Origin of the sequence: Phyllobacterium myrsinacearum (assembly GCF_014138285.1) — a bacterium.
Classification (GTDB): Bacteria; Pseudomonadota; Alphaproteobacteria; order Rhizobiales; family Rhizobiaceae; genus Phyllobacterium; species Phyllobacterium myrsinacearum_A.
In genome coordinates this window covers 243,876-264,919 of sequence record NZ_JACGXN010000003.1, presented here as the reverse complement: position 1 = coordinate 264,919, position 21,044 = coordinate 243,876, and the positions used below count along the sequence as shown (strand labels likewise).

Sequence of the window (21,044 nt, the reverse complement as noted above, 5' to 3'; positions counted from 1 at the left end):
GCCGGCGGCCACTTCAGGCCGTCGGCTTAAATCGACACAAGCGGAGCAAACAGGTTCTGCACCGGAAGAAGAGGGAAGGAAACTATGACAAAAGCTTTGGAGGGTGTTCGCATCCTAGACTTCACCCACGTCCAGTCTGGACCTACATGCACACAGCTTCTTGCCTGGTTTGGTGCTGACGTCATCAAGGTCGAGCGCCCTGGGGTCGGAGACATTACGCGCGGTCAGCTGCGCGATGTTCCCGACGTCGATAGTCTTTATTTCACCATGCTCAATCATAACAAGCGCTCGATTACGCTCGATACAAAGAACGAGAGCGGCAAGACGGTCCTGGAAGAGCTGATCAAGAATTGCGATGTGCTGGTGGAGAATTTTGCCCCCGGCGCACTTGATCGCATGGGCTTTACCTGGGAGCGTGTTCAGGAGCTCAATCCGGAAATGATCGTCGCTTCGATCAAGGGGTTCGGTCCCGGTCCTTATCAGGATTGCAAGGTTTACGAAAACGTTGCGCAATGTACCGGTGGTGCGGCTTCAACGACAGGTTTCCGTGATGGCCTGCCGCTTGTTACCGGAGCTCAGATCGGCGATTCCGGTACAGGTCTGCATCTTTGCCTGGGTATCGTAACGGCGCTGTTTCAGCGTACGAAGACCGGACGTGGCCAAAAGGTCTCTGCAGCGATGCAGGATGGCGTACTCAACCTGTGCCGGGTCAAGTTGCGTGACCAGCAGCGCCTGGCCCATGGACCGTTGAATGAATACAGCCAATACGGTGAAGGTATTGAATTCGGCGAGAGTGTACCCCGCGCCGGTAATGACTCCGGAGGCGGTCAGCCAGGCCGTATCCTGAAATGCAAGGGCTGGGAGACCGATCCCAACGCTTATATCTATTTTATCACTCAGGCGCCGGTCTGGGAGGCGATCTGCGATGTGATTGGCGAGCCGGAATGGAAGACTCATCCTGACTATGCAAAACCCGGTGCCCGGTTGCCGCGCCTCAATGCCATTTTTGCCCGCATCGAAGCATGGACGATGACGAAGGATAAATTCGAAGCAATGGGTCTTCTCAATGATCGGGATATTCCTTGCGGCCCCATACTGTCGATGAAGGAAATTGCTGAAGACAAGTCACTGCGTGCGACGGGAACGATCGTCGAGGTGGAACATCCGATGCGTGGTAATTATCTGTCCGTTGGCAATCCGATCAAGCTTTCTGATAGCCCGACGGATGTCACCCGGTCACCACTCCTGGGTGAGCACACAGAAGAGATCCTGCGTGACGTGCTGAAGTTCGATAGCCGGTTTATCGATGAATTGCAGAAGAGCGGTGCGCTCGGCAGTCCGCAGAAAATCGCCGCCGAATGATCCCGCGTCCATAGGAAACAACAGACGGTGGCATGGAATTCATGCCGCCGTTTTCTTTTATCGACAACCAGGCCCCATCATTCGTTTACAGTGATTGACAGTAAGCACTTCAGTTGGCATTATGTATTCCAGTGTGATCTATTCAATAAACACAGATTTCACATCACGCGTCATGCCAAATTGCTTTCAGGGAGGAGGCGGCTATGAAGCTTCATGAGTTCCAGGCGAAGGCATTGTTGTCAGCCAGAGGCGTCGGTATCCCCGAAGGGCGCGTGGCATTGACGGCCCCCGAGGCGCGTGATGCAGCTCTGGCTTTGGGCACAAACAAGATTGCCGTGAAATCACAGGTTCTGGCGGGCGGGCGCGGATTGGCAGGCGGAGTGCGTCTCGTCTCGTCGCCCGAACAGGTCGAGACAGCAGCCGCTGCAATGCTTGGACAAATCCTCATCACTGAACAGACGGGCCCTGCCGGTTGCCGCGTCAACAGGGTGTTGGTCGAAACAGAAGTCCGCGCTGCGCGCAGTCTCTATTTGTCGTTGTCCATAGATGCGGCCAGGGCTGAAATTATGGTGCTGGCAGGCGCTGAAGGCAGTGAAGATATCGAGCGCCGGCTCCAATTGGGGGAAACCCGTCTGGAGCGCGTCTCTCTGGGGACCGGAGAATCTTTGGCAGAAGAGATTGTGATAGGTTTGGCCAAACGTCTGGGCCTTGATTCCGCCCTCCAATCATCCTTTGCCCCGCTTCTTGATCAGTTGCGCAAGGCCTTCGTCGAATTGGACGCGACACTTATCGAGATCAATCCGCTCGTGGTCACGGAGGAGGGCAGGTTCGTTGCTGTCGATGCCAAGATGATTATCGATGACAACGCACTGTTCAGACACCCGGAATTGCTGGCGCTGCGCGAAGAGCACGACGGCGACGAAATTGAACTTGTCGCGCAGAACCGCCAGCTCAATTATCTGCGCATGGATGGTAATATTGGTTTGGCTGTGAATGGAGCCGGGCTTGGTCTTGCGACACTCGACATGGTGCATGCAGCCAATGGTCGTCCTGCAAATTTTATGGATATCCGCACAACCGCCACCAGCCTTGATGTGGCGCACGGCTTTACGCTTCTCCTCAACAATCCGGCTGTGCGTTCGATCCTCGTCAATGTGCATGGCGGGGGAATGCAGCCATGCGATACCATTGCCGATGGTCTTGGAATCGCGATGCGGCGTACAGGCCGTACCTGCCCCGTTATTGTTCGTCTTGCAGGCAACAATGCCGAGTATGCGCGGTTCCGCTTCGCCAATTTCGGCTGCAAGGTCATCGATTGCCCTGACATGTGGACAGCGGTGACACGCGCGACGTCTGCCGCGCAGTCAAACGGAGAAAGAGCATGACCATTCTCGTTGACCAGAATACCCGCGTGATATGCCAGGGGATGACCGGCTGGGCTGGAACACACTATTCGGCCGCCATGCTGCAATATGGAACCCGCATTGTCGGTGGTGTCACCCCAGGGAAAGGCGGAACCTATCATTTGAATCTTCCCGTCTTTAATGCCGTAGCCGAAGCGATGAACGAGACCGGCGCAAATGCCAGCATGATTTTTGTTCCTCCGGAAAATGCGGCCGCCGCCATGATCGAAGCGATTGAAGCGGGTATGCCGCTTATCGTCGCCTTGACCGAACGAGTGCCGGTGCAAGACATGTTGCGGGTGCGAGCTGCTCTGAAGCAAAGTTCGACCATTCTTGTGGGGCCGAATTCACAGGGTGTCCTTTCGCCGGGCGTTTGCAAAATCGGCGTCATGGCGACAGGCAGTGAGCGCAAAGGCCAGATTGGTATTCTGTCACGTTCGGCATCCCTGACAAGCGAAGTCATTGCTCAAGTCAGCGCCGTGGGTTTGGGCCAGTCAACCACGGTTGGCATTGGTGGTGATGCCATTCATGGGCTTAGCATGCGTGACTGCATGCAGCTTTTCCTGGCTGATCAGGACACGCACGGTGTGATCGTCATCGGCGAGATTGGTGGGTCAGAGGAGCAGGAGCTTGCGGAGTTTCTGATGGGAATCAAACCGGATATTCCGATCGTTGGGCTGGTGGTCGGCCGCAACGCACCAACAGAACGACGGATGGGTCATGCGGGTGCTTTCGCGCAGAGCGCCGCCAGCGATGCAGAGAGCAAGATAAACGCTCTTAAAGAGGCCGGTGTTATTATCGCAAGGAGCCCGCACCTTGTTGGCGAAGCTATACGTGAAGCGATGTCTGTGCCGGCTTGATCCGGATAAACAGATGAATGCGATGTGATGACTGTGCTGTTCCTCACAGCTCCTCGGGTCGCCGCCCGCCCATGGCGCGTGTTAATTCGTTTGCTGTATCACGCACGACAGGACCCAAAACGCTCAATTTGTCCTTGGGCAGGCGGACTGTAGGGCCGGAAATTGATATGCCGCCGACGGCCTCACCATGCTCATTGAAAATGGGGGCAGCTATACAGCGCATGCCAAGCGTGTGTTCTTCGTCGTCTATAGACCAGCCGCGGGAGCGTATCTCCTGAATATTTTTCAGAAGTGCGGGGAGTGTGTCCAGCGTATGTTCGGTAAAATGCCCGAGCTCTTTTCTACTCACAGTGCGCCCGATCTCGGTGTCCGACCAGGTTGACAGGATTGCCTTGCCAATACCTGAAGCGTGGATAGGCCCGCGTCGGCCAGGCCGGTAGAAAGCACGCATCGGAGCATGGCTTTCCACCTGCGAAATGAACACAACATCTCCATCATCCTCGACGCCGATATTGGCCGTCTCGCCGCATTCTTCCATCAGCCGTTTCAGAAAACGGCGACTGATCGAGCCAAGCTTGCGTGATCGCAAGAATCCGTTGCCTATGGCAAAGGCGCCGACTCCGATCGTCCAATCTCCGGTTTCCGGATCATGGGCGACCATGTCGTGATTTTGCAGGGACGTGAGCAACCGATGAACGGTGGAAGGTGCAAGACCTGTCTTGCTGGCAAGATCGCTGAGGGCTGAACCGTCATGATCGGCAATCATCGCCAGCAGTTTCAAGCTCCGGTCGAGGACCTGTACCGATGATGGCGATGCATCCGCTGCGGCCTTGCGGCCTCTCTTGCTCTTTGCCGGTGCGATAACAGCCACAATGGTTCCTTAGCTTAGCTTTACGTTGTCCCAGCCATAAACCGGCCAATTGAATTTTGCCAGTTCTATTGAAATATTATTTCTATATATTGGGAATTATTACCATTTTATGTTGATAAAAATAATTTTTAGCGTACAATTCCATTGAATATAAATCGTATTTTCCGTCACGTTCAAGGTGCTTCCGGGAAGCAGTAAGGCACTGGATGGCATTGCGTTTCGGCCAGGTTTGGACAGGGCGCTGAAATGCCCAAACTCGGTCCGTTAGAAGGATGCCCGGAATGCATGGTTCCGGGCATTCTTTTATCCTGTGGCGTATCTATTGAACGAACGTGTTCGACAATGTGCCGATTCCGTCGATTGTGACAGAGACTGTATTGGACGGATCTTTTATCGCTCCGACGCCGAGTGAGGTACCGCAACATATCAAATCACCCGGCATCAGCGTCATGTCTTTTGAAAGCGCGCTGACAAGCTGAGCGGGTGGAAAAATCATATCACTCAAGGGGTAGTTCTGACGCTCAACCCCGTTGAGTTCGGTTTTGACATGGAGCTTGGTCAAGTCGAGATCAGTCGCAATAACGGGGCCAAACGGGCCAAAACCGTCAAAGCTCTTGGCACGCGCCCATTGCGGGAAGGTTTTATCACGGGCAATGATGTCGCCTGCCGTCAGATCGTTGACGCAGGTATAGCCAAAGATCGCCGCCGTAGCCTCCTCTTCAGAAGCATTGCTGCAGCGCTTACCGATCACGATGCCGAGTTCGCCTTCATACACGACGCGTTCAGTGTAGGAGGAAGGCCGGGTGACAACGGCATCTGGATGGGCGATGCACGAAATGGCCTTGAACAGATAAAGCGGTTCATCGGGTTCAGCAACATCGAGTTTGGTCGCCAGTTGGTGGAAATTGTTCCACAACGCGATGATCTTCGAAGGGGCGCATGGCACCAGTATACGGATGGAGGCAAGCGAACGGCGCATGCCTGTCGCAATTGGCTTCTCAAACATATTGCCCTGATAAACGGCAATTTCGTTGCCCTGCAAAAGGCCGAATCTCTCCACGCCATTATCATCAAATCGCATCCATTGAGCCATTGGCTGTGTTCTCCCTTTCCCGAGGTGCGGAGCCTTTCATTTGTTCGAACTGGCTTTTGAAACCAATCACGATGCCATGGCAGGTTTGATTACAGCGACTTCCGGGAAGGTGGGGTAAAGCCCTTTGACGCGGCCCATTTGCTGGGCAAGTGCAAGTACACTGTCGATGAACGGCGTCTCCACTTTCGAAAGCCGGCCCATTTCCTGCACTGATGTCAAAAGCGCATCGAGCTCGATCGCTCGGCCCTTGTCGACATCCTGCAGCATTGAAGTACGGTGCGCGCCCACGCCCGCGGCGCCATCGATACGCCGCTCAACGTCGACCCGGAAATTCGCACCGAATTTTTTGCCGATGGTCTGAGCTTCCAGCATCATACTGCGTGCCAGACTGCGAGTGCCGGGGTCCGTGGCGACGACATCAAGCGTTGCGCCGGTCAAGGCTGAAATCGGATTGAAGCAGAGGTTGCCCCAAAGCTTGATCCAGATATCATCGCGGATATCTTCATAGAAACGTGTTTTCAACCCGCCCGCATCCATCGCAGCTGCCAGCCGGTCGACGCGTGCGCTGCTGCTGCGGTCAGGTTCACCGAGACCAAACTGATTGCCATAGATATGTTTGACGACGCCGGGTTCAACGATTTCAGTAGCCGGGTATACCGTAGCGCCGATAACTCTTTCGGGTCCGATCGTATTCCATTGGCGGTTATCCGGGTCGACACTATGAAGCCGGAGATTAGCCGAGCTTTGGCCAAGACCGTGAAAATACCACCAGGGTAAACCGTTCTGGGCCGTCACCACTGCTGTTTGTTCGCCTAAAAGCGGCACCATATCTTCGACCACCTGCCAGGCCTGATGCGCCTTCAGTGTGACGATCACATAATCCTGGACACCCAGTTCGGCCGGATTGCTTGTAGCAGGCATCCGTTCGACAATTTCCTCGCCGTCCATCAGCAGTTTGAGTCCATTTTGCCGGATCGCGTCAAGATGCGCGCCTCTGGCAACAAGAGAGACATCAGCGCCCCCGCGCTTGAGCATGACTGCCATGTAACCGCCGATCGCGCCGGCACCATAAATGCAGATTTTCATTTGTTTCCCTCCCATTGTTTTTGGCGGTTGTTCCCAATGATTGATCTGTATGGCCAAACGCACGTCTGGCGCTGGCATCGCCGGTGCCGCATAATTGCTATGCTTGGACGATCTTTCCGGCGTATCGCCGAACAGCACCTCATTCAAAAACCGCAAATGACCGCGTTGGCATATCTTTGGGAACACACTGCGCCGAGCGGATCTCCCTAGACACTGTTCTTCTCTTCATCGTCTCTGGTATACATAATCCCAGAAAACATTCCAATGTCAACCCTCGTCGCCAACAATGGAGGGAGGGTCGGCCGGGAGTAGTGAGATGGCAATGTTACCCACGCTGCGCGGGATAGCCTATCGATGAGCGCACGTAGCTTGGCCGTTTCCGTTTGAACTTCGCATGCAGGGTTAGTTTGTTATGCAAGTGTCGGATAAGGAGGGCGTTGCCGACGCCAAGCTGGTGGAGGCAGGGATGTTGATCGTGGTGCCCGAGCTCGAATCCGCCACGGAATCGTGCGACGCAGTGAGCGGGATTTCTTTAAGCTCGAAACGGTTGATGGGCTCGTCGGCAGCGATCAGCTGGAACAATTTCTTTGCTTGTCCTTGCAGCCACTCGACCCGGCCCGGATATTCGGTGGAGTAACGCCAGGGAGTAATAACGAAGTGGATATTCTCTGAAGACAAACTGCGCGTGGCGAATGCGAGGTTTATCATCATGCCGGGGGTAAGATCTGGATCGGTGGCGATGGATCTGGTAGCCGCATCCAGCAAGCTGAACAGCCGCACGGGGTCAGACAGAGTTCCACCTCTCATCGTCTTTCTGGCCATGGCCGCGACGAAGTTTTGCTGACGCCGGATACGTCCTATATCAGTTCCGTCCCCCAGACTGTGGCGCGTCCGGACGTATCCCAGCGCTTGTTCGCCATGCAGGGTCTGTAACCCAGCTGGCAAGTTGAGCGGGACATACGTGTCGCGGATGGGTTCGGCTATACAAACCTCCACTCCGCCCACGGCATCAACCATGGCTTTAAAGCCGTTGAAGTCGACTTTCACGAAGTGGTCGATATGGATGCCGGTAAGCGTTTCGATGGTTTTCCACGTGCACCCGATGCCGCCGAAGGTGAATGACGAGTTGATCATACCTTGATGTCTCCGCTGGCCCGGCAGTCCTTCCCGAGCGCGGCATGCGGGAAGTTGGACCAGCAGGTCCCGCGGGAAGCTGATCACGGCAACGTCGTTTCGCTTGGAGGACAGATGTACGAGCATAATTGTATCCGTACGCTCTCCGGAAGAGTCGCCGTCCCGCTGGTCCAAACCAACGACAAGGATGTTCCGCGCGGCGGAAGACGCTTTAACCGGGCGGCTTTCCCCCAAGTCCTCGCGGGTAACTTCGGTGTGTCTTATGTTGGTGGTCAGCCTTGTGTAGGCGAGATAGGCACTCGCGGTTCCTACCAGCATGATGACAGCGACAATCAAGAGCGCCCAGAATACCCAGCGGCGGGGGCCAGCCAAGGGCTTTTCCCGGGAGGCCGGCGGTTTATCGATCAACTCGCTGCTCACGTGACTCACCGGCGTAGAGTGCGAAGATACCTATAGAGATACCCACGCGGGAAAAATGACATCAACGCCCAATTTTCACACAACCGGACCGGTTTACAAGCTTAAGTTTGGACACTTGATTTGAGACTCAATGCTTGCATTCCCCGTTTGGGGAAGTACAGCGAATTCTCCCGCAAGTCCGCCGGGTTATTACCTCAAGGTCCTCGGTTCGGTAAGTGTGGCAAGAGGTGAACATAAGATCGGTGACGATAGATGCCACGGCTGCTTCAGTTGCTTCGCCTTCCATTCAATTCATTTAAGAAAGACGTATTCGGCCGAATAGGGTTCGACGTGAATCGCACCTGGCTGCGCGCAAGTCCCTTTGAAAACGCCGCCATGCGTGTCGAGACGCTGAACCGCGGTAACCTTTGAAAGCCCGCCATCGCCGTGATGACTCACAACGTCGAGCCTCAGTATGGCGATATCGGTTGCCGTTTTGCCCGGAGCCTGCGCGGCAACTTTGCCGACAACGGAACTACCGTCGGCAAGTTCCCAGGTTGGACCGGCAAAGTGCCTTCCTACGGTCTTGTTGTCCTGTAGCAGGGTCGCGAGCGGCTCGCGGAACTGCCATGAGGTGTTTCCATCCAAACCCGCTTTGCAGTCATAAATCTGCACACCCTCGGCATGAAGCGACAACACGGCGGTTTTGCCTTCGGCATCAATCCCATCCGGCAGACCCGCTGCTTTTGCTCCACCAACAAGGAGTAGCGACGTTATCAGCGCCGTGCCAGCAGTGACACATATTGATGCGGTGCGTGTTCTTTCAAACATGGGCAGTTCCAGTTCTCGTGAGCGGGTTCAGGATGGCTGATTATTGCTTTTACTACTCTGCAAGGCCACGCAGCAACGCTTCGTGAAACTGTTGCGGAGCCTCGACCTGCGGTGAATGCCCAAGGTCTGGAAACAACACCAATTTTGCTCGGGGAATTGTTGCCGCTGCCTGCTGGCTCAATTTCTCGAATTGGCCGAGACGCTCGGCCAATGCTACGGGTGCTCGATTAGCGCCGGGAGCAGTGCGGTCTTTGGCACCGATAAGAAGCAATGTCGGCATTGACAGGCGGGCAAACTCGTGTGCCACCGGCTGTGTGAAGAGCATTTCTGATGTCTGGGCCTGGTTCATGGCCACTATTGCTTTGCCGGGTCCCGCATACATTCCCGCCAGCATGGAGACCCAGCGGTCGTAATCCGGTTTCCAGTTCCCGTGGAAATAATAGCGCTGCTGATAGGCTTTGATGCTATTGAAATCGGTCTTCAGCTCATTTTGATATAACTGATCAACCGTTGCATAGGGGACGCCTTCAGCCTGCCAATCCTCAAGCCCGAGCGGGTTGACCAGAACGAGTTTCTCAACCGTGTCTGGATAGTTTAGCGCAAAGCGTGTGGCGAGCATTCCGCCCATGGAATGACCAAGAATAATTGCCTTCTCTATATTCAGTGATTTAAGCAAAGCCCGTGTATTGGCCGCGAGCTGGCCAAAACTGAACTGGTAGCCATCCGGTTTGGTTGATGCACAAAAACCAATCTGGTCAGGTGCAATCACCCTGTAACCATTGCCGCTCAACTGAACAATTGTCTGTTCCCAGGTTGCCCCGCAATAATTCTTGCCGTGCAGCAACACCACCGTTCGGCCATTGGCCGGTCCCTTTGGCGCAATATCCATATACGCCATTGACAGGGTTCGACCTTGCGAGACAAACGCGAAATGCTGAATGGGATAGGGGTAGGCAAAGCCTTCAAGTTCCGAACCATATGTAGGCTGAACAGCTGATTGTGCCGCAGCGCCGAAAATTGACATTGAATAAAGGAGAGGCACCGCGAGCAGCAGGCGGGCGAGTGTTTTCAGCATTTCATACCATCCGCGACAGGTCCAGCAAGACTGGGTTCGGAGTGTCTTGAGATATGATGTTTGGCTGATTGGATTGTTTCAAGTCAATCTTGGAGGCCTACACGTTGTTGTGTGCCTTTGGTGATGTCGACGAGACATACAACAGATGGGCGCAAGGTAAGCGTTGATCATCAACTCTCATAGGCTATCGGCTTTCGTGATAAGCCCAACGATGCGGAACGTAATCTTCCGCATCGTTGGGTCAGGCGTAGCGATCTATGGGGAGCAGGTCATAGTCTTTGTTAGCAAGATGAATATCGAACTGTACTCGCGCGATGTGGGCGGCAACCATATTCTCAAACACGTCATCGAGTGGAGGCAGTATCTCGATTTTCCTGCCACCATCTTCCAGCACATGGACAAGGCCCTCGATCTCGGCGCGCTGCATGAGCCGGCGTATGTGCGTCCGCGAGACTCCATAGAGATGACCGATTTCGTCATATGGAAGACTGACTATATTCTGCTCGGCTACGGGTTGCGCGTATTTCAAAGCCATCAACTTGCAGAGGATGACGCCGCCACCGTCGCTGATAGCAAACAGTTGGGAACCTTGAATTTTCGAAATCAGCGTGCTCACATTCAACAGGGAATGCAGGCTCGCCGCAAAATAGCGCTCCATGAAACCGTCCGGTCGCTTGAGGAGCCGCTGATAGTTTCTCAACGGAAACAGCTTGTCTGCCGCAGTAAACGCAATGTCGATAATATTGCTGGTGCCAGATATCAGCTTGTCGGTCGGCTGGATCAGATGATGCCTATGGTCGCTTTCATCGGGCACGCGCGTGACAAGGCCAATATTCTCAAGCAGGTCAATCGTCGCGGCAGTGGTGTTCTTGCTGCATAGCTTCAGGGCCGATGTAATATTCTGCAATCCCGAAATGGTCGCACCGTGATTTTCATTGCTGCGTGTGAAGTGCAGGGCCATGATGGACATGCAGATCACCCGCCGTGCAACGTTGGCCATCACCTTGTTGGCCATATAACGACCTTCGAAAACACCGATATTGCCCCGCGCATATTCCGCAGCCGCAATACTGAAGTTCGGATTTCTGCGAAGAATATCCATTCTCTGCATAAGCCAGTTCGAACGTGTCTCGTGACTGATGCTGGGGAGGGTTTCCGGCATAATACCGGCCATAAACGCTATTCCCATTCAACCAATCCTCCATCTAATTCTCTGGTGCTCGTGCCGTCGCTGTTTCTATTCGGCGATTGGTTGAACGGGAGCGCCTGGTCCTATTTTTTGAAGATTCCCGACGATGATGCTGTCGCCTTCCTTCACCCCAGTAGTAACAGAAACCAGCGAACCATCCTGTGCTCCGAGCGAGACCAGCCGTTGATCAACCGTGTTCTTTTCGTTCACGACATAGACGAACTTGCCCATCTGGCTTGATCCGAGCGCTACTTGCGGCACCAGCAATGCATCCGGCTGATCCATGACTCTCAGACGTACGCTGACATATTGGCCCGCAAGCAAGGCAAAGTCGGCATTGGCAATGGTTGCCCGCGCAGTGATTGTCCCGGTGGTCCGATCAACGACGTTATCAAGAAAGGTGACATCGCCTTTGTGCGTCGATGTGGCCTCTCCCGGTAAAAGCACGACGGCTTCGATCTTGCCGAGTGCCTTTGCCTTCTGGATAGTTGCAAGATCCGCCTCGCTGGCGCTGAACGTTACATAGATTGGATCCATCTGGACCAGTGTGTTGAGGCCCGAAGCCGATGGACCGACCAATGTGCCGACATCGGCGAGGCTGTGACCCAAGCGCCCGGCAAACGGCGCGCGTATTTCGGTATGGTCGAGATTGATTTCGGCCGAATGGACGGCGGCCTTGTCCATGGCAAGTGTCGCCTCCGCCTGGCGCAAGGTACTCGACCGCTGGTCGAAATTGTCCTTGGCGACGTAGCCGCTCTTCACCAGATCATTGCCGCGCGTCAAATTGGCCTGTGCATAGTCGAGCTGTGCCGCATCGCGATCGGTCTGTGCCCTGAGTTGGTCAAGGGTTGCGCGAAAATCACGGTCATCGATCGAGTACAACAGATCACCTTCCGCCACATCTGCGCCATCCGGCTTATGTTGCTTCATCAGGTGCCCGGAAATTCGTGCCTGCAAGGTGACGTTGCGGATCGCCTCCGTGCGTGCGGAATAATCGAGATAGATCGGAATGGTCTTCTTGACCACTTTAGCCACAGGCACAGGCATGGCCTGTGGCGCTGCTGCCGCCGTTGCGTTGGCTTTGCTGGCGCTTAAATCTGCAGCGCCGCCGAAGTAGGACTCACCTGCAACCGCGAGACCAATTCCGACGACGGCCACAGTTCCCAGACTCAGTTTCCAGTTCCACATATCGTGTTTCTCCAGTTCACTCTGCAGGTTCTGCAGATGCGTGGGAAGGTGCATGTTCGGCATTTCGCTCGCGCCAGCCTTCGATGACCGCGTAGAACACGGGTACGAAGAGGAGGGTAAGGAAGGTCGCAGCCACCATGCCGCCAAACACGGTCGTTCCGATGGATTGCCGGCTGGCGGCGCCCGCGCCGGTTGCGATCATCAGGGGCACGACACCAAGAATGAATGCGAATGCCGTCATCAGGATAGGGCGAAGGCGAAGGCGCGCTGCCTCCATCGCTGCCTCAACGATCTCCAGGCCTTCTTCGCGGCGGCGTTTGGCAAACTCCACAATCAGAATGGCGTTCTTGGCTGCAAGACCAATCAGCATGACGAAGCCGATCTGTGAATAGACGTCGATCTGCATCTGCCTGAACCATAGCGCTGCCAATGCACCGAAGAGGGCAAGCGGCACGGCCAGCAGAACCATGAACGGCATCGACCAGCTTTCATATTGAGCCGCCAGGATCAGGAAGACAAAGACAATCGCGAGGCCAAATACCAGCGCCGCAATCGAACCGGCCCGGATTTCCTGATAGGTGATGCCCGTCCATTCAAAGCCGAAATCTTTCGGCAATGCTGTTGCCGCAGCCCGCTCCATCGCTACGACTGCCTGTCCGGAACTGTATCCGGGCGCAGCACCGCCGTTGATGAGTGCGGAAGCGTAATTGTTGTAATGCGGCACAGTTTCCGGTCCAACGATGGGGTTGAGTTTGCCGAGCGTTGAAAGCGGTACCATCTGGTTTTCAGAGTTGCGCACGAAGAGCCGTGAGATGTCCGCGGCCGTGCTGCGTGCACCTTGATCCGCTTGGATCGTAACGCGGAACGTACGGCCATAGAGATTGAAGTCGTTCACATAGAGCGAACCCAGATAGATCTGCAATGTATTGAATACGTCAGGCAGATTGAGTCCCAGAAGCTTGGCTTTGGTCCGGTCCAGATCGTAATTATACTGCGGCGTTGACGTGCTGAAGGACGAGAACAGCTGATGAGGATTAAGTTCGGGCTGTTTGCGTGCTTCGGCAAGCAGGGCCTGTGTCGCGTCATTGAGTGCAACGCTGCCGCGCCCGGTCAGATCTTCCACCTGGAATTCAAAGCCGCCGGTAGTGCCAAGACCCGGAATGGATGGCGGGTCGAAACTGAGCGCAACCGCACCCGGTATCTGGAGCAGCTTCGAGCGCACGCCGGCGACGATGTTCGAGGCGCTTTGTGCCGGCGGACGTTCGTCCCACGGTTTCAGAATGGCAAACTCGACGGCGGAGTTTGACTGCGCGGCGCTTGTGAGGAAGTTCAGGCCACTGATGGAACCGACAATATCGACACCCGGTTCCTTCTCAAGAATATCGCGGGCCTGTTTCGCAACGGCGTCGGTGCGCTCCAGAGATGCACCATCAGGCAACTGGATAACGACGAAGAAATAGCCCTGATCTTCAACCGGAAGAAAGGTCGATGGAAGGCGCAGAGAAAGAGCATAGGTGGCGACCAGTGTTGCCACAAAGAGTCCAAGCACGGGCCAGCGAAACCGGACGAGCGTGCGGATGCTGCGGGCATAGGCGTGCGACAGCTTGTCGAAGCCAAGATTAAACCAGCGGAAAAGGACAAAGTTCAGAGGCGGGCGATGGCGCAGGAATGCCGCGCTGAGCGCAGGGCTGAGGGTAAGTGAATTGAATGCCGAAATACCTACGGAAATCGCGACCGTCAGAGCAAATTGGTTATAGAGCCGTCCGGACACGCCGGGAATGAAGGCAACAGGAATGAACACGGCCATCAGGACTGCCGTCGTCGCGATGATCGGACCGGTGACTTCCTTCATGGCGACTTGCGTTGCCTTGAGGGGAGGCAAGCCGTTTTCAAGTTGTCGTTCCACATTCTCCACCACGACGATGGCATCATCCACCACAAGACCGATCGCAAGAACCATGCCGAGAAGACTGAGCATGTTGAGCGAGAAGCCAAGCATCTCCATGACAACAAGTGTCGCCACCAAAGATACGGGAATGGCTATCGTCGGGATGATTGTGGTGCGCCAATTCTGCAGGAAGATGAAGACAACGGCCACAACAAGAACGAGTGCTTCACCCAATGTCACCACAACGTCGTGCATGGATGCCGATACGAAACGCGTTGTATCGTAGTGCATGCCGTAGTCGATGCCTTTGGGGAAACGTTTCTTCAAATCATCCATTTTGGCTTTGATAGCCTGCTGCAAAGCCAGCGCATTGGAACCCGGCATCTGGTAGATGGCCAGAACAACGGTTGGATCTTTGCCGAAGAAGGCTGTGGAGGCGTATTGCAAGGCACCGAGTTCTACCCGGGCGACATCGCGCAGCCGCAGAACAGAACCGCTTTCCGGATTGGCCCGAACGATAATGTTGCCAAACTCTTCCGGACTGCTCAATCGCCCGACGGCATTGACCTGCATCTCGAAGGGCGTGCCTGCCGGGGATGGGGATTGTCCGATCTTTCCGGCGGCGACCTGTACGTTCTGTTCTGCGATGGCCTGCTGCACATCCACTGCAGTCACGCCGAGATTGGCAAGTTTGTCGGGATCGAGCCACACACGCATCGAGTAGCGGCGCTCACCGAATATTTGCACATCGCCAACACCAGGCACACGTTTCAGCGGATCAACGATCTGCAGATAGGCGTAATTGCTCAATGCGACCGGGTCTACAGATCCGTCCGGCGAGGTGAGATTGACGATAAGTACAAAGTTTGGATTCTGCTTTTTAATGGTAACGCCAGACTGCGTGACGATAGCGGGCAGGGAGGAACTGGCCTGATTGACGCGGTTTTGCACATCCACGGCCGCAATATCGAGCGGATAGCCGACATCAAAGGTGACCGTGATCGTGGCGCTGCCATCGTTGGAACTTGATGACGACATATAAGTCATCCCGGCCACACCATTGATCTGCTGCTCAAGCGGCGCAGTCACAGTGTCGGCGACGACCTGAGCGCTGGCTCCCGGATAACTGGCGCTGACGACAACCTGCGGTGGGGTAATATCCGGAAACTGTGAAACCGGCAGCAGGAAATAGCTGATGGCCCCCGCAAGAACCATCACAATAGCGATTGCCGATGCAAAGATCGGCCTATGGATGAAGAAACTTACCACGCGACACCGCCACCCGATGATCGATCAACGGAGAACGCCGGCAAAGAACGGGCCCAATCTTTGGACCCTGCGGCTTTCGTGTTTTTGCGAGCTGCAGACACCATCAGGAGTTCGAGTTCTTTACGGGTCACGTGATCAGCAGTCATGACACTGTTGATCAGGGGATCCGAAAGAACTTCAGCAATCGTGAGATCGGCATATGGCTGAGGCATAATGCTCTCCTTCCGTCGTCCACCAGGACGCGAATTCAAATGGCGCTACAGATAGTTTTGGGCGAACACTCAGACTTGAACAACGAGCAAAGAAAATTGACATTCAAGCCAAAGATGTGTTACCGATTAGTAACAAGAAAATAGTTACTAGGAGGTAACATCCGTGTCAAGCACGTCAGTGCAGAAAATTTCGGACCATTGCGACACTCCTGACAAAAGTGAAATTTGCGACGAGAACCGCGTTCGTCCGCGAGATCGCATTATCGCAAGCGCGATCGAGCTTTTCCGCCAGCACGGCTACAAGGGCATCGGTGTTGATGCGATTGCAGAGGCGGCGGAGTCCAACAAGATGACGCTGTATCGCCATTTTGGATCGAAAGATGATCTGGTATGCGAGTGTCTGAAACAGCTTTCGGCGCGAGGCAAACAAGCTTGGGATGATCTGGATAAAACTTATCCGAATGACCCTATGGGGCAATTGCATGGATGGGTTATGGAAGTCGTAAAACGCGTTTTCGATGACCCTCGCGGTTGTGATTTGGCCAACGCGGCGGTCGAATTGAAAGACGCGAACCACCCGGCGCTCAAGGTTATTGTGGATGCGAAGAAAGACCACAGGGAACGTTTGGGCAATCTGTGCCGTGCGGCTGGGATTGAACAGCATGAACAACTGGCCAATAGCCTCGTTTTGCTTGTGGAGGGTGCGCGCGTCTGTGGCCAAAGTGATGCGTCCGAAGGGCCGCAACAACAGTTGAAACAGACGTGCGAGGAAATGATTGCTGCGTTTTCCCGGCGCGGCACACATTAAGGCCGCTCCCGTCAACCCACCAAACCTCTGGTGTCGCATTGCATTCATGGCCAATCCAAAAAATTACAGTCACTGTAAAAATACAAATATTACAGTCTCTGTAGGTTTTCAAGGGGCTAAGTTCATGGCACAAGAGTTTTATGGATAGCCAGCCACCTCAAAGCGAGAGCCTGCGTGAACGCAAACGCCGCGAGACGCTTGCGCGTATAGCCGAGACAGGCCTGCAGATGTTCATCGACAATGGTTATGACGCGACAACGCTCGAAGCCATTGCCGCGGAAGCAGGCATATCAGCACGAACATTCTTCTATTATTTCAAAACCAAAGAAGAAATTCTGCAGCATTTCCAGGGCAGCGGTTTCTATGAAGCGCTTCGCCCTGCGATTCTCGCCGTATCGCCGGATCAGCCGCCGCTTGAGGCGGTGCGGGACGTCCTTCTCGGCATGGTGTCACGGTACGAAACGGAGCGGTCGATCGTCATTGACCGCCTGTTGCGTTCAAACGAGGCATTGCGCGCGCGCAAACAAGCCACGTTCGCACTGATGGAAACCACAATTTTCGAGGCATTGTGCGAGGTCTGGCCGCAACCGGAGCGGCGAGACGAGCACCGCATGGTAGCCATTCTCTCAATCGGCATGATGCGTCTCGGCATGGAGTTGTGGCGTCAGGACGGTGGTAAACGCCGCATGGCTGACTATGTAGGCGATAGCTTTGCCCGCCTGCAATCCGGGGTATGAAGTTCTTATTCGTGCATGAGAATAACTTAAATCTTTAGCACCATACCCAAAATTACAACCAAAGATGTTCTTTGACCAAGCATTGATCCCCGGCGACAATAGCGGGCGAATCCAGTGGACGATGCGCGCCGCCAGTTCCGTCGTTCATGGGAGACACCGGGAATACCCCGTCTTTATCCTGTCTTCTGGTGATCCGGCACCGGGCTTATCAATCCAATTGGAACTGTAGCGCTCCATTCCGCCAAATCGAAAGTTCGCATTTGGTCAGCGGGGTTCAGTCAAATGAACGATATACTCCACACTCAAAATCCGGCGCAGCGGATCGATTATCAAGAGTTTCCATCCGACATCACGGATTTTGAGATGCGTGAGAATCGGAATGCTGAGTATTGGCAGAGAAGCTGCGCCTTCAAGCTGTCAGCGGCTCAAATACTTATTTCAGCGATCATCTTCATGGCGTTTATGGCCGGTCTGGGATTATTCGGATTGATCGAGGCGCGCGGGAGAGGGCCATCTATTGTCGATGCAAATCTCTCGGAGCAGCAGGCAGCACCCGTTCCACTTGACAGGCGATGTGATAACGACAGTCCCTACGCGGACCGTATATGTTGATGATATGCTTTGATGTGCATATTGCTTGGCGTCGGGTTGCTGGATCAAAATCATGCCGAAACACATCACAGTACGATCACTACCCTCCTCAATTGGTTGCGCCGGCTACGCCAAATGGAAATTTGCCACTTGGCAAACCAGATTGATAAGCGTCCTTTTTTTGGCATTTATTGCTGCAGGGGCTGCGAGGGCCGCCTCCGATCTGCATGGCGACACGACACAGGGCAATCTGGATCGTTGCCTGGCCAATCCGGAGAAGGCCTCGACAGGCGGCCAGACTGAATGCGAGACAATAGCCGAGCACGAATATGACGGGCGAATGAATGAGGCGTATGCCAAGCTGTTGAAGCTGCTGCCTGCTTCAGCTGGAGAAAGCCTCCGGCAATCGCAAAGAGCATGGATTGTATTTCGGGATACCGAAACGCGCGCCCGCGATGCCCTCTATGCCACCAGGCAAGGCACAATGTACGTGCCCATGGAAACGGACGACAGGACGAATGTCACGCGCGATCGGGCCCTCCAATTGGAAAAATATCAACAAATGATGGCGATCGAGGAATAAAGCCGTCTTTTGGGCGAAAGTCCGGGATCCGCGTGCTCGGGAGCTATCCGGCTTAACCCTTTTGAGCTTCATGCCGACGTAGCGGAGTTGGGCCCGGCATTGCTTGCCACTGCACGCTTTGGCGTTATTAATCGCATCATGGCATTTACACTCCGGCAGTTGCAATATTTCGTCGCCGTCGCGGAACAGGGCTCGATTACCCGTGCCGCCCAGAATCTTTCGATCTCGCAGTCCTCGATCACCGAAGCGATCAAGGAACTGGAAACCGATCTTGGCGTCGAACTTTTCGAGCGTCATCCGCGCGGTTTGCACATTACCTATAACGGGCACCAGTTTCTGCGCCATGCCACCAAGATACTGGCCGATGTCTCCGATGCGCGCCGCTCTTTCTCCGATGAGAAGGCAGTTAACGCAGGCAAGCTGCATCTGGGGGTTACCTCGTTGGTTGCCGGCTATGTTTTGTCGGATCTGCTTGCCCGCTATCGCCGCGCGCACCCGGGCGTTGAAATCAGCGCAATCGAGGACAATGGTTCTTATCTCGAACACCTGCTTGTTGGCGGTGAGCTCGACGTGGCCGTCATGGTCATCTCCAATCTGCGCGACCGCATGGCCTTGCAGGCGGAAATTATCGAAACCTCTCCCTACCGCCTTTGGCTGCCTCTCGGCCACCCCCTTGTCAGCGCTGATATCATTTCCATCAACGATATTGCCAAAGAGCCGTTGATCATGTTGACCGTGGATGAAATCGAAGAGAACACCGGCAAGCTTTTGACGGCACTGGGTGCCCGCCCGCATGTGGCGTTCCGCACCCGATCCGTTGAAGCTGTGCGCAGTCTTGTGGCGACGGGCGCCGGGATCGCACTTTTGCCCGATCTCGTTTATCGCCCGTGGTCGCTGGAAGGTGATCGTATCGAAAGCCGCGATGTTTCAGGTGCCTTGCCCGTAGTGCAGGTGGGCATGGTCTGGCGCAAGGGATCAAGCCTGCCGCAGGCGGCACGCGATTTTGTCGGGATTGCCGAAGCACTGCGCAGCGGCCGGAATCGTTGATATCGGAAAAACCGATAGTGACGTTCTGATTAATGAATTTGCGAAAGCGGCAAAAGAGAGGCACTTTTCTTCCGGGAACACACGCCGCAAAGGCGGCACTACCGATCGGGAGACTCAAGATGAAGCAGATACTCAAATCCTGCACTGCACTTACTCTTTCCATCGCCTTCTGCACGCAAGTCATGGCTCAGGAAGCCTTGAAAGAACTTGGCAAGGGTGAAGGCGAACTCTCCATCGTTGCCTGGGCCGGTTACATTGAACGCGGCGACACCGACAAGAACTACGATTGGGTCACAGGTTTCGAAAAGGAGACCGGCTGCAAGGTCAGCGTCAAGACCGCCGCGACGTCGGACGAAATGGTCGCTCTGATGAACGAGGGCGGCTTTGATCTGGTGACTGCCTCCGGCGATGCATCCTTGCGTCTCGTTGCAGGCAAACGCGTCCAGCCGATCAACACAGATCTCATTCCGAGCTGGAAGACCGTCGACAAACGTCTGCAGGATGCGCCGTGGTATACGGTCAAGGGCGTCCACTATGGCGTCCCATATGTATGGGGCCCCAATGTCCTCATGTACAACACCGACGTCTTCAAGGGTAAGCCGCCAAAGAGCTGGAATGTCGTCTTCGAAGAGATGAACCTGCCGGATGGTAAATCCAACAAGGGCCGCGTGCAGGCCTATGACGGCCCGATCCACATCGCTGATGCTGCCAATTACCTGATGTTCCACAAGCCGGAATTGGGTATCAAGAGCCCTTATGAGCTGAACGAAGATCAATACAAGGCTGCGCTTGATCTGCTGCGCGTACAGCGGAAACTGGCAGGCCGTTACTGGCATGATGCCATGATCCAGGTTGATGATTTCAAGAATGAAGGCGTTGTCGCTTCCGGCTCATGGCCGTTTCAGGTCAATTTGCTGAAGTCGGAAAAGCAGCCCGTCGCCTCGGAATTTCCGGAAGAGGGTACGACAGGCTGGGCCGATACAACCATGCTCCATACGGAAAGCGCCCATCCAAACTGCGCCTATATGTGGATGGAACACAGCCTTTCCGCGAAAGTGCAGGGTGACGTTTCCGCATGGTTCGGAGCCAACCCATCCGTCGCTGCAGCTTGTAAAGGCAATGAACTCCTCACCGACGAGGGCTGCGCCACCAATGGCTATAATGATTTCGACAAGATCAAGTTCTGGCGGACACCGGTGGCAAAGTGCGAAAGCCAGAGCGAGTGCGTTCCCTATCACCGCTGGGTCTCTGACTATATCGGTGTAATCGGCGGCCGCTGATACGATTGCTGCATGGATATGGTGCGTGGTTCGACAGGCTCACCATGAGGGAGTTTGGTGGCTTGCAAAGCCAATCGCAGGCGTTGCAGGGTTTAGCGCCTTGAAGGGCCGCATTTACCTCATGGTGAGCTTGTCGAA

General features: G+C 54.8%; 19 protein-coding genes. 9 read left to right on the top strand and 10 right to left on the bottom strand.

Annotated elements, in window-relative coordinates; genetic code table 11:
- Positions 1-84: 84 nt before the first annotated feature.
- From frc to sucD, 3 genes are all read left to right on the top strand, one after another.
- Positions 85-1,362 (top strand): formyl-CoA transferase, encoded by a 1,278-nt coding sequence (frc, locus tag FHW16_RS13500; protein ID WP_182549729.1) that lies wholly within the window; start codon positions 85-87, stop codon positions 1,360-1,362.
- 203 nt (positions 1,363-1,565) lie between these two features.
- Positions 1,566-2,747 (top strand): ADP-forming succinate--CoA ligase subunit beta, encoded by a 1,182-nt coding sequence (gene sucC, locus FHW16_RS13495; RefSeq protein WP_182549728.1) that lies wholly within the window; start codon positions 1,566-1,568, stop codon positions 2,745-2,747.
- Positions 2,744-3,625 carry a succinate--CoA ligase subunit alpha gene (sucD, locus tag FHW16_RS13490; RefSeq protein ID WP_182549727.1) on the top strand — a complete coding sequence of 294 codons (882 nt, stop codon included), beginning with the start codon at positions 2,744-2,746 and terminating at the stop codon, positions 3,623-3,625. Before sucC ends, sucD begins: the two co-directional genes overlap by 4 nt.
- Positions 3,626-3,668: 43 nt before the next feature.
- Here the strand turns inward: sucD and FHW16_RS13485 are convergent, their stop codons facing one another.
- From FHW16_RS13485 to FHW16_RS13440, 10 genes are all read right to left on the bottom strand, one after another.
- Entirely contained in the window at positions 3,669-4,487 is an 819-nt protein-coding gene (locus FHW16_RS13485; protein WP_182549957.1) for an IclR family transcriptional regulator domain-containing protein, read from the bottom strand.
- 328 nt (positions 4,488-4,815) lie between these two features.
- The gene (locus FHW16_RS13480) at positions 4,816-5,589 is read right to left on the bottom strand and encodes a fumarylacetoacetate hydrolase family protein (RefSeq protein WP_182549726.1); all 774 of its coding nucleotides are present in this window, start codon (positions 5,587-5,589) and stop codon (positions 4,816-4,818) included.
- A 66-nt stretch (positions 5,590-5,655) separates the two neighbouring features.
- Positions 5,656-6,675: a 2-dehydropantoate 2-reductase gene (locus FHW16_RS13475; RefSeq protein WP_182549725.1), complete on the bottom strand. Its 1,020-nt coding sequence runs from the start codon at positions 6,673-6,675 to the stop codon at positions 5,656-5,658.
- 402 nt (positions 6,676-7,077) lie between these two features.
- Entirely contained in the window at positions 7,078-8,229 is a 1,152-nt protein-coding gene (locus tag FHW16_RS13470) for an LCP family protein (RefSeq protein ID WP_348643887.1), read from the bottom strand.
- Positions 8,230-8,520: 291 nt separating this feature from the next.
- On the bottom strand, positions 8,521-9,039 hold the full coding sequence (locus FHW16_RS13465) for a DUF3455 domain-containing protein (protein ID WP_182549724.1): 519 nt from the start codon (positions 9,037-9,039) through the stop codon (positions 8,521-8,523).
- Between the two features lie 52 nt (positions 9,040-9,091).
- Complete coding sequence (locus FHW16_RS13460) at positions 9,092-10,114, bottom strand: alpha/beta fold hydrolase (RefSeq protein ID WP_182549723.1); 1,023 nt, start codon at positions 10,112-10,114, stop codon at positions 9,092-9,094.
- A 241-nt stretch (positions 10,115-10,355) separates the two neighbouring features.
- A complete protein-coding gene (locus FHW16_RS13455; RefSeq protein ID WP_182549722.1) occupies positions 10,356-11,303 on the bottom strand; it encodes a hypothetical protein in 948 nt (315 codons plus the stop codon).
- A gap of 48 nt (positions 11,304-11,351) precedes the next feature.
- A complete protein-coding gene (locus FHW16_RS13450; RefSeq protein WP_348643886.1) occupies positions 11,352-12,554 on the bottom strand; it encodes an efflux RND transporter periplasmic adaptor subunit in 1,203 nt (400 codons plus the stop codon).
- Positions 12,508-15,648 carry a multidrug efflux RND transporter permease subunit gene (locus FHW16_RS13445; RefSeq protein ID WP_182549721.1) on the bottom strand — a complete coding sequence of 1,047 codons (3,141 nt, stop codon included), beginning with the start codon at positions 15,646-15,648 and terminating at the stop codon, positions 12,508-12,510. Before FHW16_RS13445 ends, FHW16_RS13450 begins: the two co-directional genes overlap by 47 nt.
- Positions 15,642-15,860, bottom strand: a complete 219-nt coding sequence (locus FHW16_RS13440) for a hypothetical protein (protein WP_182549720.1) — start codon at positions 15,858-15,860, stop codon at positions 15,642-15,644. The genes FHW16_RS13445 and FHW16_RS13440 overlap by 7 nt, the downstream gene beginning before the upstream one ends.
- A gap of 178 nt (positions 15,861-16,038) precedes the next feature.
- Here FHW16_RS13440 and FHW16_RS13435 point away from each other — a divergent pair, with 178 nt between their 5' ends.
- The 6 genes from FHW16_RS13435 (at position 16,039) to FHW16_RS13410 (ending at position 20,906) form a co-directional block, all read left to right on the top strand.
- Positions 16,039-16,668 carry a TetR/AcrR family transcriptional regulator gene (locus FHW16_RS13435; RefSeq protein WP_348643885.1) on the top strand — a complete coding sequence of 210 codons (630 nt, stop codon included), beginning with the start codon at positions 16,039-16,041 and terminating at the stop codon, positions 16,666-16,668.
- Between the two features lie 140 nt (positions 16,669-16,808).
- The gene (locus FHW16_RS13430; protein ID WP_182549719.1) at positions 16,809-17,405 is read left to right on the top strand and encodes a TetR/AcrR family transcriptional regulator; all 597 of its coding nucleotides are present in this window, start codon (positions 16,809-16,811) and stop codon (positions 17,403-17,405) included.
- A gap of 282 nt (positions 17,406-17,687) precedes the next feature.
- Positions 17,688-18,017, top strand: a complete 330-nt coding sequence (locus FHW16_RS13425) for a hypothetical protein (RefSeq protein WP_182549718.1) — start codon at positions 17,688-17,690, stop codon at positions 18,015-18,017.
- Positions 18,018-18,069: 52 nt separating this feature from the next.
- Positions 18,070-18,579, top strand: coding sequence for a lysozyme inhibitor LprI family protein (locus FHW16_RS13420; protein WP_182549717.1), 510 nt, complete (start codon positions 18,070-18,072; stop codon positions 18,577-18,579).
- 138 nt (positions 18,580-18,717) lie between these two features.
- On the top strand, positions 18,718-19,626 hold the full coding sequence (locus tag FHW16_RS13415; RefSeq protein WP_182549716.1) for a LysR family transcriptional regulator: 909 nt from the start codon (positions 18,718-18,720) through the stop codon (positions 19,624-19,626).
- A gap of 119 nt (positions 19,627-19,745) precedes the next feature.
- A complete protein-coding gene (locus FHW16_RS13410; protein WP_182549715.1) occupies positions 19,746-20,906 on the top strand; it encodes an ABC transporter substrate-binding protein in 1,161 nt (386 codons plus the stop codon).
- Positions 20,907-21,044 lie beyond the last annotated feature (138 nt).

What these genes read in the sequence shown, in the direction of transcription:
- FHW16_RS13420 (WP_182549717.1), top strand. Translation starts at nt 18,070, where the DNA reads ATGCCGAAACACATCACAGTACGATCACTACCCTCCTCAATTGGTTGC.
- FHW16_RS13480 (WP_182549726.1), bottom strand. Translation starts at nt 5,589, where the DNA reads ATGGCTCAATGGATGCGATTTGATGATAATGGCGTGGAGAGATTCGGC.
- FHW16_RS13410 (WP_182549715.1), top strand. Translation starts at nt 19,746, where the DNA reads ATGAAGCAGATACTCAAATCCTGCACTGCACTTACTCTTTCCATCGCC.
- FHW16_RS13475 (WP_182549725.1), bottom strand. Translation starts at nt 6,675, where the DNA reads ATGAAAATCTGCATTTATGGTGCCGGCGCGATCGGCGGTTACATGGCA.
- frc (WP_182549729.1), top strand. Translation starts at nt 85, where the DNA reads ATGACAAAAGCTTTGGAGGGTGTTCGCATCCTAGACTTCACCCACGTC.
- FHW16_RS13415 (WP_182549716.1), top strand. Translation starts at nt 18,718, where the DNA reads ATGGCATTTACACTCCGGCAGTTGCAATATTTCGTCGCCGTCGCGGAA.
- FHW16_RS13455 (WP_182549722.1), bottom strand. Translation starts at nt 11,303, where the DNA reads ATGGGAATAGCGTTTATGGCCGGTATTATGCCGGAAACCCTCCCCAGC.
- FHW16_RS13465 (WP_182549724.1), bottom strand. Translation starts at nt 9,039, where the DNA reads ATGTTTGAAAGAACACGCACCGCATCAATATGTGTCACTGCTGGCACG.
- FHW16_RS13460 (WP_182549723.1), bottom strand. Translation starts at nt 10,114, where the DNA reads ATGCTGAAAACACTCGCCCGCCTGCTGCTCGCGGTGCCTCTCCTTTAT.
- FHW16_RS13450 (WP_348643886.1), bottom strand. Translation starts at nt 12,554, where the DNA reads ATGCCGAACATGCACCTTCCCACGCATCTGCAGAACCTGCAGAGTGAA.
- sucD (WP_182549727.1), top strand. Translation starts at nt 2,744, where the DNA reads ATGACCATTCTCGTTGACCAGAATACCCGCGTGATATGCCAGGGGATG.
- sucC (WP_182549728.1), top strand. Translation starts at nt 1,566, where the DNA reads ATGAAGCTTCATGAGTTCCAGGCGAAGGCATTGTTGTCAGCCAGAGGC.
- FHW16_RS13425 (WP_182549718.1), top strand. Translation starts at nt 17,688, where the DNA reads ATGAACGATATACTCCACACTCAAAATCCGGCGCAGCGGATCGATTAT.
- FHW16_RS13430 (WP_182549719.1), top strand. Translation starts at nt 16,809, where the DNA reads ATGGATAGCCAGCCACCTCAAAGCGAGAGCCTGCGTGAACGCAAACGC.
- FHW16_RS13440 (WP_182549720.1), bottom strand. Translation starts at nt 15,860, where the DNA reads ATGCCTCAGCCATATGCCGATCTCACGATTGCTGAAGTTCTTTCGGAT.